The organism is Mucilaginibacter gossypii (assembly GCF_017569325.2).
GTDB classification, from domain to species: Bacteria; Bacteroidota; Bacteroidia; order Sphingobacteriales; family Sphingobacteriaceae; genus Mucilaginibacter; species Mucilaginibacter gossypii.
Window position 1 is genome coordinate 2,834,831 of sequence record NZ_CP071878.2, and the last position, 12,880, is coordinate 2,847,710.

Below are 12,880 nucleotides of genomic sequence, written 5' to 3' on the forward strand. Positions count from 1 at the left end.
TTGATGTATGTAGTATTTGTACTATTTGTGCTTCAAAGCACTATTTCTTAAAGCTGAATTTCAATATATTGCCGGCACTTAACTGATCGCCCTCGTTGGAGATGTACAGGTTACGCTGGTTATCAAATGCCATGCCTTCGGGCTGTCCGAATATGGTAACACTTAAAGGATAAACGTTTTTCACTTTCCAGTTAATATCGGTAACTACCAGCATTTTATTTACCGACGAAAGGACATACCACTCATTTGTAAAAGTATTTTTTGCTATTGCCGAAGGGCGAAAAGGCACACGCTTTTTATCAGCCAACCGCTCAATTTCCTTAACATCTATTGCAAAACTGCCGGTTTGTTTCAAGGTCCCGTCTACCTGAAGTTTCAAAATATAGCCGCTGCTGCTTTTGGATGTTTTTTCATCGGCACAATGCTTGCAAAGCACGTAAATCAATCCGGTCTTTTCATCCGCCCCCATAGCTTCAAATTCCCCTTCGGGTAGCTGGCCTTTAGTTTTTTGTACTTTGGTTACTTCTTTAGTCCTAACCTGGTTAAATGGAAAAGTAAATAACGTACCATCGCTTTTAAGCATGATCACCTGTTCGCGGCAAATGGCCACATCCTCATAATCACCGCTTTTGCCAAACTTGGTATAGTTAGCTTTTTTATCGCCCAATTTCAGGTTAAACAAAAAGCCTTCTTCGTCCTGTTCGGCATAAACCGAATCATTTTTACCATTGTGAAAGGCAAAACCTGAGATTTCAGTGAGATCTTCGGGCATTTTATATTTAACAGGATTATTAAGGTCGTATCCCGTCGGACTGGCAGGGATTGCCTTTTCTTTATTTTTACAAGAGATGATCAAAAAAACTACGACCACGGCAAGCATTCCGGCTACATAAAGGGTCATTGCACGTTTAGCACCTTGTTTTTTAAACCCTGTCATATTTTTTTTGCTGTAAAAGTTCATAAATGGCCCGCTGCGATTGTACCGGCGGTTCAGTTTTATCAACCCTTATGTTTTGCAATTGTTCATTTAATTTTACAGCCTGCACATTATCGGCCAGTTGAATATCAAGCATGGCAATTACCTCGTTCCTGATGCGCTCATCATAAACCGGAAAACACACCTCGATACGGCGGTAAATATTACGGTTCATCCAATCGGCCGAGCCCATGAAAACCTCCTGGTCACCGCTGTTATGAAATATAAAAATACGTCCATGCTCCAGGTAACGATCAACTATACGTCTTATGGTGATGTTTTCGCTCATACCCGGCACCCCGGGAATCAAACAACAAATACTGCGGACTATCATCCTGATCTTCACCCCCGCCTGCGACGCTTCGTAGAGTTTGCCAATCAACACCCGCTCTTCCAGGTTATTGAGCTTTATGGTGATCCCTGCCGGCTTCCCTTTACGGGCCTGCTCAATTTCCCTGTCAATAAGCTCAATAAACTTTGATTGCAAATTAAATTGAGCCACCAGCAGGTGTTCAAAATCAATATCATATCCCTCGGCCGATTTTGCTTTTTTAGCAAGGTAGATAAACAGCAGGTCCATTTCTCGCAGCAATTGCGGATTGGCCGTCATCATTATATGATCTGTATAAAAGGCAGCAGTACTTTCGTTAAAATTACCGGTTGCTAAAAGTCCGGCATATTTAACACGGCCATCAACAAAGCGCTTTACAAGCCCTACTTTGGCATGTACCTTTATAGCTTTATCGCTGTAAATTATATCGGCACCGGCCGCCTTTAGCTTTTTAGCCCATTTGATATTGTTGGCTTCATCAAACCGGGCCTTGAGCTCAACCAACACGCGCACCTTTTTACCACTCTGAGCAGCGCTGATCAGTGCATTTACAATCCGCGAATCGCTGGCTACGCGGTAAAGCGTTACAGAAATTTCCTCAACACTTTCATCGATAGCTGCCTCATTAAAAAACCGGAGAATAGAGTTATAGGATTGATAAGGTGCGTGAAAAATACAATCACCTTTATCAATGTAATCAAATATAGATTCGTCCGCGCTGATCTGCCTGTTCGCCAATGGCGGCCATTTAGTATATTTTAAAGATGGGATACCTACCGGCAAACCCATTAAATCTTTAAGGTTATGGTAAAAGCCGCCTTCAACAACACTTGATCCCAGTACACCCAGTTTATCTTCAACCAAATGCAATATGCGCAACGGAATCCCTGGCTGGTGCAAAAAGCGTGTTGCCAAACCCAGGTCACGTTTTAGCAATTGTTTTTCAATCTGCTCCTGAACGTCGCCATCATAGTCATCTTTAAGCTCAAGCTCAGCATCGCGGGTTATTTTGAAGCTGTAACAGCCTTTTATTTCTTCGGTTTTAAAGATCTTGTCCAGATTATACCGCACAATATCATCCAGGAAAATGATGTATTGTTTACCTCCTTCATTAACACTAAAAAACCGCGGTAACTGGTTTGAGGGAATGTTGAGGATCACTGACCTTTCCTTCTTCTTATCCAAACCAAGGTTCACTAAAAAGTATAGCCGGTTATTTTCGGGGAAGAATTGTTTTTTACCGCCTACCAGGTCAATAGGTTGCAAAAAGGCAAGTACCTGGCTGTAAAAATAGTCGCTCACTCTATCTGCTATAGAAGCCGGAATAGGCTCATTGAACAGCAGGTTTACATTATTTTCTTTTAACAACGGAATAAGCCTGCCTGTAAAAACCTTCCCAAAGCGATTTTGCTGAGCTTCTACCAGTTGCTGGGCTTTATATAGTACATCCTCGCTTTCATCGACTTTATTAAGCAGGTTAAGCTTGTGCAGTGCCATTACCACCGGCATCCGCACGCGATAAAATTCGTCGAGGTTGGATGAAAATATAGCAAGAAAATTTACCCTTTCCATTACGGGGAGTTCTTCGCTTTCGGCCTCCATCAATATGCGTTCATTGAAAAGTAACCAGCTCAGGTCCCTGTCGAAAAATGAGTATTCCATAGGTGCAGATTTTGTTTTTGGCAGTACCCCGACCGCCTACAATAACGAAGATATAATGAATGCTACTACCGATACAATAAGGCCAAACATGAATATATTGTACGATGCCCTGAGCAGCCTGTATTTTTTGCCAAGCACAACACCCTGCGAATAATTATCACGGATTAAGCTACCGTAAAGAAACTCCCGGTCTTCCATCATTTTCTCCATACCATCGCTGTAATCCTGGTATGACATGCGGTAGAAGTTACCGAAGAACAACAGGTTAACTGTTTTCTTATTGATATCCTCGGGGGTAAACAAACCCGGTGGGATTGACGGACGGGTTGAAAGTATGGAGAAGATCATAGTAGCCAAACTAACCGACAAGAGCATAAACGTTGGGATCAACAAATTAGAATGCTCATCAAGTTTACGCAGCACCAAACTGATAATTGCCGAAAGAATGATGGAGTTAACCGTGATCATGATATGGGCCTTATTATCGGCCATATCACTTAAACGCTGATGATTGCTGGAGCTGATCCTGAACATGGTTTCGATCCCGCGATCTGGCCTGTCATTCTTATGTTTTTTACCGCCGTGATCGTCATCGTGGTCTTTATCCTTTTCTTTTTCAACGGTAATAATGGCTTCACGATCTGTTTCTGTAGTGATCATGGCCGGGGTTTCTTTTACTTCAACATCAGCTTGTTTTTCAATTAGCTTTTGAAGATTTCTTTGTTTCTGATCGTTAAGCAGCAGGCGACAGTAATCTGTATAATACTCATGCCCCTGTAAAAACTCGATGTTGTAGCTGCGCCATTCGTCCTTATCAATATCATGTTTCTTGATGGCTTCCATCTCTTTGCGTAACCGCTTATTTTTATCGCGGAAATCATCTGTACCTAAATGAAACAAATCTGCATCGCAAATGATCTGTTGCAATAAGTCGGCAGGGTTTTGCGGCATTTTAGTAGCTAAAATACAGCCGGATACTTTATCAATAACAGGCTGCTCAACTTTATGCTGTTTAAGGAAATGTGTAGCCAGCGCAACACTTTTTGATTCGTGATCCTTTTTATCAGTAAAATATCCGGTATCGTGAAACCAGGATGCAGAGATCACCACAAAAAAATCTTCATCACTTAACTGGTAGTGGTTGGCTATCTGGGTGGCCGCTGCAACAACATCTTTAGTATGCCTCAGGTTATGATAAATTAAATCGGGATCATGATGTACGTCAAAATAGGATATAGCGTACTGTTTTACCTGTTCTAACAGCGGTTGAAATTTCATCGTAGTTTTTGTTGTTAAAAGTAAATCAATTTTTTTAAAATGCCTATTTGCAGCTATGCCGGGGGGAGAACATCATTTATCGGGCATTGTTTGCGCAAAAGACAAGAAAATGGTTGCCTTTATATTTACAAAACGCATACCATCCCAATATACTATTGATTTTCAACATCATAAATTCAACCAATCTCAATCATATGGCGATATTTCGTGGAATGTCAAAAATTTCTGTCAATTAAAAACAAAAACCAATTATAAATGGCCCTTAACTACCCGACAATTTAAGATACTGGTTCTTCGGCAACTCCGGGCCTCTCGTAACTATAATTATAAGGCGGATGTGGCACAATGAAAGTTTCCTGCACACGCGACGATTTTTTGAAATAAGGGATCCAGATGGCCGCTGTAACTATTGATCGTAAAAATGGACTAAGTGCTGTTTCTGCAAGTTTACTGCTGATACTGGCAGCCAAAATATAATCCGTCAGGAAAAAAACGAAGCCAAAAGCAAAATAACCGGTAATACATACAGGCAGTATATCGCGCCTATTTAACAGCAACACCAGGCAAAAAAGGGCGTAAACCATTAATGTAATATTACCAATTGCCTCTATAACAACCAGCGACCTGAAATTAAACTCATGTTGGTTGCCATGGTACACATTCCAGGTGTGGAGGCTAAAATAATCGCCTGTAACCATATTTGAACCTGTCACCAAAGCTGTAGCGGCTAAGCCTATTGCGATTAATATAAGCCACCCTCCTATCGGCACAAAGGTCGATCCGTAAGCAAACACAATCCCCGGCGTTTCTCTTTGATAAAACCATACACCCAATAAAACAAGACCAACCGTCAAAAGCAATACAACCAAAACTAATGTACTATTTGTAGTTGATGGCTTAGCAACTCCCTGCGGCGTATAAGAAAAACTGTAGCCCAAGCTGGTATTATTAAGTTTTTTAATATCTCCCTTAAACTCATCGAGTTTGTTTACAGGCACATAGTCACTCAAAAAGGATAGCTTGTAGTTAAGCGATAAAGTATCGCCAGCAGCAGTGAAATCCGATTCATAGTGATAGTAGTCCCGCTTAATGGAATCATGATCTTCATTAATATTCCAGCCGCCTGGCAAAACCACCTTAATAGCATAACTGGCATCGTAAGGGTAGGTAAGAGATACCGGCGTTTTTATGCGACCGGTTATTGAGGGAAACTGGTTGTAAATAAAATTGGCAAACAGATCGGCGGTAAGTTTGTCGCTGGTAGAATCTTTCTTAAAGAAGTCGGCTATTTTATAAGTTTCTATGGTAGTAAGCTTATTGGCTTTCAAATCATCCTTTACGATAATCGAATCCTTAACTTCTATTTTATTATAGATCTTTGCATAATAATCGAGATAGCTCTTTTCTGTTTCGGCCATCCCCGATGACTCCAGTTTACCCCGCATATAATCAGCTTCATCGCCGGTGTAGGTGGTTTTTACGGTGAAGAGTACCGGTGATTTTCCATCCCTTACTGTGTAAACATCCTCTCCGATAACTTTACCGCCTTTTGATGGCGGAATAGTGGTGAGTGCGTCGCTTCCTGGCTTCAATACCAATCCTTTGTCATAACGCGGAAAGTAAATATCCGTGCTCTCACCGCCCTGGTTATCCATAGTGGCGTCAACCCAAACGTGTTTTCCGTTTACGTTGGCGGTTACCACGGCATGGTTAAAAGCGTATGCTGTAGGTATGTATTGCTCAACATGCCCATTCATATCGGCATTCACCAAAACCATCGAAGCGTCAATCCCTCCTGCCTTCAGCATCGATACCAGCAACAACGACTTATCCTTACAATCGCCATAGCGTTGTTTAAATACTTTTTCGGGGTTATTTGCGCGGTGCGAATATTCGCCTATTTCAATGCCCATGTAACGTACTTCCTGCTGCACTGTGCGTACTGCATCCCTGAAATACTTTTCCTTGTTATTACCTGCATCCTTTTTCAGCTTCGCAATCTGCCCGCCAAGTTCCCCCTTTATATTTACTGCGGGAGGATTGATACTTAAGGCCCAGTTAACAACTTCGGCCCAGCTTGCAAACTCACTCACCTGGATAAAACCGCGTTCATTATACCATGATGGCTGACTATCATCATCGTGCGCCGGCGGTACCTGGAAACCTTCATACTCGTAACGTTTTAAGCCGTTCGCTTCGCTGATGACAGGCTTAGGTACCGTATTAAAAGTTTTAAAGTTCAGTTTTCGTTGAGAAGATGCAATAATGGCTGTATAGTGATGTGCAATGGGCGTATACCACTGAACATACATATTTGAACAAAATTTACCGTTCAATATGGGGTTACGGCCCGTAATGGTATATGAATATTCAATCCGGTCGCCTTTACGGATATCATCCAGAATACATAAGGCAGAAAAACTTCCCTGGTAAATAAAATTCGATAGGTCCTGCTCGTCGGCCAATACCTTAAAGGCCGAAGTTTTTAAGCGGTTTAAAGGTTTTCCATCGCGCCAAACGGTGATATCATGAAAGTCGAGCCGCTCGTAAGCAGGATCAAAACTAACAGAGATCTGCGATGCATTCTGAATGCCGGTTTCGGATACTATTTCGCGGATAATATGGTTATAGTCGGCCTGTTTTTCAACCTGCACCTGCTCTTCGATAAGCGCATAATAAAAACCGCGCTCAATGGCACGCGAGGAAGGTTTTTGATTATAAGGCTTTAACACACTAAGCCATGTTGGCCTACCCGAAATATGCACCGATGGTGTATCGCCAAAAGCAGTCCCGCTGCACCAAAACAACATCACCAAACAAAGGAAAAACGTAAAACGCATTTTAAAAGCTTTTGTATACAGGCTCTGAAAATAAAGAAATTCAGATCAATTAAATGTAACTATTTTAATATTTAACTGTGGGGTTATACGGGATAATAAACGTATTAAAAGGCAGGGTGACTGCGCGAAGGATTGACTCACCCCGGCGTTGCTCCGCTCGCCACCCCTCTCTACGCTTCGCGTATAGAGGGGATTTAAAGACTCTCAGGACTTCATGGTCTTATGGGATTAATGCAGATGTAAAACGATCTTATTCAACACTTCATTTATGTTGCTTATTATTTCATCGTTTTCAAAACGCAGTATTTCTAATCCTAAATCAGATAACACTTTATCGCGATTTTTGTCATATTCTTTTTTATACAAATGGATTGCCCCATCTGCTTCGATAACTAATTTTGCTTCATGACAATAGAAATCGGGGATATAGTATAAACTTTTTCCAAAATATGATTGTACACCAAGAGGGTGTTGCCTAAGGAATTTTTTGCCGGCTAACTTTCTGTTTCTTAATTCAAACCAAAGCTTTTTTTCAGCTGCAGTTTCCCGCTGTCTTAATTCTCTGCAAAAATCAATAATACTGCTCATTTTGATAAGGTGATAGGATGAGTAAAGATATTACTTAAATTCAAAATTAAAATTTCTCGTCCCCTCTTTACGCTTGCGTAGAGAGGGGTGACAAGCGCAGCGATGTCGGGGTGAGTAAACCCTTAAACCAACAAAGCCACCCCGAAACCGGGATGGCTTTGCCAATAAATATTATCAAGAATTACTATTGCCCTCCGCCTAATACAGCACGGAATTTTGATTCGTAACCCTTTAACTGGTTTTCAAATTTGGTAGCAAGAGCAGTTTGATGGTTGTCTTTGGTAAACTGCACCAGTCCGTTCAACACTTGCATGCCTATTTGTACATCGCGCCCGTTAATGCTATTAACATCCTGGCTTAGCAGGTAAGCATTATAATCCAACTGATCGGTAAGGTAATTGTCGATATTGCCTGCAAGTTTGTTACCCAATACCACGTCGTGAAGCTGATAAGCCAATTGCGTTAAATATAACTTACGACCAGCAACATCAACATACGGATAAATATCAGGCAGTTCAGCATCATATTTTTGAACAACTTTTAACGCTTTATCATTTTTGCCTTCCTGAACAAGGTTTTGGGCCAGGTCAAGGAAAGTAGTTACCATTACCGGGTAAAACATAGAGGTCGACTCATGATCAAGATATTTGGCTGTTTTGAACTTGCCAAATTTAAACTTGTTCATCACGTTATCGTACATTACATCAGTATTGGTTTTGCTCAACTGATCATGTAAAGCTGTATCCGGCTTAAACGGTATCAGATGGTAGGTAAAACCTTCTTTGTATAAATAAGGCTGCAAACCTATCAGGTTTTCGTTACCAATGGTAGTAGTGAAGCAGATAGGGCGTTTCCAGTGGTTATGAGCCAAAATATCAAACATGGCCAAATTCTCTTTGGTTACATAGTTTGAAGTATATTTCCACTCCATGGCGGTTGCAAGCTTATCTTTCTGATCGGCTTTTATTACGCCGTTTGCAATTACCTCATCAGGATTAACGGTAACTTTCAGGTTTTTGGTTGGCAGATAATTGCCATAGTCGCCGCTTTGATATTGTACCTGGGTAGCCTTATCATCAGAAGTAATGAAATCGAAAACTTCTTTAATATCCTGGTAGCCGGGCAATTTCTGATCGTTAAAATAAATAACATCCCTTACCCCTTCTTTATATTTGTCAAAAGGCATAGTGATAGGAAGTGGCTCAGAACTGTTCATTTTTTTCTGCATCTGGCGGATATACCAGTCGCCGGTAAACAAACTGAGGTTTACAATCCGCACATCCGGGCGGATGCCTTCGACTTCCTGATCGTACCACAATGAGTAGGTATCGTTATCGCCATAAGTAAATAAAATAGCATTCGGCGGGCATGAGATGAGATAATTATAGGCCATGTCATGCGGCGTCATTTTGGTTGAGCGGTCATGATCTTTCCATTCTTTGGCAGCCAACAGCACCGGGCAAACCAATAAACCGATCACGGTTGAACCGATGGCAGCCATTTTAGCGTCGGTATATTTGCGGCCAAATTCGGCGATGGCAATTACGCCAAGACCTATCCATATGGCAAAGGCATAAAACGAGCCTACGTATGAGTAATCACGCTCGCGCGGCTGCACTGATGCCTGGTTTACATACAACACAATGGCCAAACCGGTGAAGAAAAACAGCAAGCCAACAATCAACGCATCTTTACTGCGGCGGTTAACGTGGAAAAACAAACCTATTAAACCAATTATTAATGGCAGGGCGTATAGCGGAGTATAAGTAGTAGCCGCAGTTACTGATTTTGGTAAATGTTTGCCACCGTCAAACAAACCGGTTGTCCAGTTGCCGTCAATACCTTCGGTGCTGGTTTGCCCGTCAGCATCGTTATAACGGCCAACAAAGTTCCAGAAAAAGTAACGCCAGTACATCTGGTACATTTGCCAGCTAAACATCCATTTCAGGTTATCGCCCATAGTTGGGGCCTGCCCTTCGGGAATCCTCAGCCATTGCTTGTAAAACTGCACGTCGTTAGGATCGGTACTGTACATACGCGGCAGGGCTGTATTATGGTCATATACATAATCAGTTTTACGACCTGCATTTTCATATTTGGTTTTACCTTTACGATAAATGATACTACCCTGTTTTTGATCCGTAACCTGCGAATCATACATGGGGCCGGTTAGCAAAGGTACTTCGCCGTACTGGATACGGTTAAGGTAACCGTAAAGCGTAAAAGCGTTATCTGGATGTGAGTTATTTAAATTAGTATTAGCAGTTGCACGAATAGGGATATAAGCGAATGAGCCATATCCAAAGTATATAAATGCAACGCAAAGTAAAGCCAGGTTTAATACAGGTTTCTTTTTGCGGATACTGTACATGATCCCCAATACCAGGGCAACAACTATCAGCAGGATGAAAAAGAAAGCTCCGGTCCCAAAGCCCATTCCTAAAGAGTTAACAAAGAAAAGATCGAAATAAGCCGCGAACTTAATGGTATATCCCCTGATGCCATATTGTACCAGGCCAAGAATCACTACCCCTGCCAAAAAAGTCAGGATGCTATTACCAACCGTAATGTTTTTAGTTCGGCGAAAATAGTAAACCATTGCGATGGCCGGTATAGTCAACAGGTTTAACAGGTGGATCCCGATTGATAAACCGATAACATAAGCTATAAAAACAATCCATTTATCAGCACCGGGTTCATCTGCATGCTCATCCCATTTAAGAATTGCCCAAAATACAATAGCAGTACATAGTGATGACAGGGCAAATACAATGGTTTCGACAGCCGAAAACCAAAACGTATCGGTATATGTGAAGGCCAGGGCACCAACAAGGCCGGCCCCCATAATTACATATAATTTATAACCGTCGATAGCCTCATCACGTTTTTCAACCATCAGTTTTTTGGCAAAAGCAGTAATTGTCCAAAATAAAAACATAATAGTTGCACCACTGGCCAATGCCGACCCCATATTAGTAAAGAAAGGCACTTTAGTGTTATCACCAAATGACAATAACGACAAAACCTTGCCTATCATGGCAAAAACCGGGTAACCAGGCTGGTGCGCTACCTGTAAACGGTAGGCACATGAAATAAATTCGCCGCAATCCCAAAAGCTTACAGATGGCTCTAATGTTAAAATATAGGTTATTGAGGCTATAACAAAACAAAGCCAGCCTAACAGGTTATTGATTTTTTTGTACTGCATTTAATAATATCAATTGATTTAATAGCGCGGCAAATATCATGATTTTTATAACTTATTTAAAAAAAACACCTGCACGTGACAAAATTTAACATTAATTAACTTTTTGAAGTACTGGGGTTAAAGAAATTTTATTTACCGATCTTCACGAACAGGCATATTTCAATCCAATTATTTAATAACTATAAACCTGCTTTGTTGATAATTAATTCAATGATTATGACCGGCTAACCAGGTATCAATGTCCAAATCAATTTGCATAATTTTAATATATCAGAAACAACCTGCGGGGCATGTATGTATATATCCTTATTTACCAATGAAATTTTTAACTTAGAACAATTAATACTTATTTTGTTGTAATGCAAAAACTCTACTCCTTAAGTTTTCGAAAAACACTTATCATAGCCATAATTGCCTTATTCACATCGCAGTTAGGCAAGGCACAATCAGTTTATTTACCTAATTCATACCAGTTGTACCAAAAGTTCAATTCGGATATTTATTCTATAAAAAGCTCGGTTCATACTTCACTACGGCCTTTTTTAATTGATAGCACCATTCTGCATACCTATGATTCGGTAATGAATGTAGGGGTTAAAGATCGTAAAACCTGGGGCGGGCGTAAATTATTTAACGAACACCTTTTTGACGTAAAAGCAAAAGAATATACCTTTTATGCCGACTATATTACTGATCTGCAAGCCGGCAGGGATTTCACTAACAGTAATTCGACAAACTTAAATGTACGTGGATATCAAATTGGAGGAACAGTGGGCAGCAAATTTTCATTTTACACAAGCGGTTTTGAAAATTCGGCCAAGTTTGTATCGTATTATAACAACTATGTCAATACCAACGGTTTTATACCCGGCCAGGCATATGCCAGGAAGTATACAGGCCAACCGCGCAACTCACAAGATTGGTCGTACGTAACTGCAATACTCTCCTATTCAGTAACAAAAAAACTAAATATTACTTTAGGCGAGGATAAAATGTTTATTGGTGACGGATACCGGTCGGTGCTCTTATCTGACTTTGCCGCCAATATGCCGCTTCTCAGGCTTACAGCCGACCTTGGCCCCGTACGTTATATGGTAGCGTGGGCCTATATTGAAGACCTCAATAATGTTGCACAAAAATTTGACAGTTTTGGAAGTAACCGCCGCAAATGGGCTTTATTCCATTATATTGACTGGAATATAACCAAACGCGCCTCATTCGGTATGTTTAACGCCCTGATAGCTCCCGAAGCTAATAACCAAGGTAATCGGGCAGGCTTTGACGCCAATTTTGTGAACCCAATTTTATTTGCAAGCTCGCTGGGTCCGGGTGGTTATCAAAAGGATAATGTATTTTTAGGTTTTAATGCCAAATACAAGCTTTTTGATAAAGCTGCGCTGTACGGACAGATCATGTTCGACAGGTTCAAGGGCAGCGATTTCTTTTCGGGCAACAGTACCGATAACACCAACGGCTGGCAATTGGGTATCCGTGGCGCAGATATTTTTAAAGTTAAAAGATTAAACTATCTATTTGAATATAACACTGTTAAGCCATACACTTACAGTAACCAGCAGTCAATAAACAGTTATTCGTTTTACGGCGATCCTCTGGCCCATCCTTACGGAGCAAACTTCAGGGAACTTTTGGGCATTTTGAATTATTCGGTTGGCCGGTTTGATTTCCAGGGGCAACTTAATTATGCCAAATATGGACTTGATGCCACAAAGGCTGAAAATAACGGCAAAATAATTATCAAGCCTTTTATACCTTCGGCAAATACTACAACTACCATAGGCCAGGGTATAAGTACACAGCTTTATTATGGTGAAGGAACTGTTGCTTACATACTTAACCCAAAGTATAATTTACGCCTGGAACTCGGCGCATTGTACCGCCAGGAAAAAAATGACCAGAAAGATTCAAAAAACACCATGATCACCTTCGGGATAAGAAGCTCGTTCAGAAATTTATATCACGATTTTTAATCGATAAAA

7 protein-coding genes are annotated in these 12,880 nt (G+C 41.0%); 1 reads left to right on the top strand and 6 read right to left on the bottom strand.

Annotated elements, in window-relative coordinates; genetic code table 11:
* Window positions 1–40: 40 nt before the first annotated feature.
* The 6 genes from J3L18_RS11860 to J3L18_RS11885 form a co-directional block, all read right to left on the bottom strand.
* Window positions 41–937 carry an SdiA-regulated domain-containing protein gene (locus J3L18_RS11860; RefSeq protein WP_223266128.1) on the bottom strand — a complete coding sequence of 299 codons (897 nt, stop codon included), beginning with the start codon at window positions 935–937 and terminating at the stop codon, window positions 41–43.
* The gene (gene ppk1, locus J3L18_RS11865) at window positions 924–2,969 is read right to left on the bottom strand and encodes a polyphosphate kinase 1 (RefSeq protein WP_129568687.1); all 2,046 of its coding nucleotides are present in this window, start codon (window positions 2,967–2,969) and stop codon (window positions 924–926) included. The genes J3L18_RS11860 and ppk1 overlap by 14 nt, the downstream gene beginning before the upstream one ends.
* A 36-nt stretch (window positions 2,970–3,005) precedes the next feature.
* Window positions 3,006–4,247 carry a Pycsar system effector family protein gene (locus tag J3L18_RS11870; RefSeq protein ID WP_129568688.1) on the bottom strand — a complete coding sequence of 414 codons (1,242 nt, stop codon included), beginning with the start codon at window positions 4,245–4,247 and terminating at the stop codon, window positions 3,006–3,008.
* Window positions 4,248–4,525: 278 nt separating this feature from the next.
* The gene (locus J3L18_RS11875) at window positions 4,526–7,087 is read right to left on the bottom strand and encodes a DUF3857 domain-containing protein (RefSeq protein WP_129568689.1); all 2,562 of its coding nucleotides are present in this window, start codon (window positions 7,085–7,087) and stop codon (window positions 4,526–4,528) included.
* Between the two features lie 228 nt (window positions 7,088–7,315).
* Entirely contained in the window at window positions 7,316–7,675 is a 360-nt protein-coding gene (locus tag J3L18_RS11880) for an endonuclease domain-containing protein (RefSeq protein ID WP_129568690.1), read from the bottom strand.
* Window positions 7,676–7,859: 184 nt separating this feature from the next.
* Window positions 7,860–10,883 carry a DUF2723 domain-containing protein gene (locus J3L18_RS11885; RefSeq protein WP_129568691.1) on the bottom strand — a complete coding sequence of 1,008 codons (3,024 nt, stop codon included), beginning with the start codon at window positions 10,881–10,883 and terminating at the stop codon, window positions 7,860–7,862.
* Window positions 10,884–11,242: 359 nt separating this feature from the next.
* On the opposite strand from J3L18_RS11885, the gene J3L18_RS11890 reads away from it, so the two are divergent.
* The gene (locus J3L18_RS11890) at window positions 11,243–12,871 is read left to right on the top strand and encodes a gliding motility protein RemB (protein ID WP_223266129.1); all 1,629 of its coding nucleotides are present in this window, start codon (window positions 11,243–11,245) and stop codon (window positions 12,869–12,871) included.
* The last annotated feature ends 9 nt before the right edge of the window (window positions 12,872–12,880 follow it).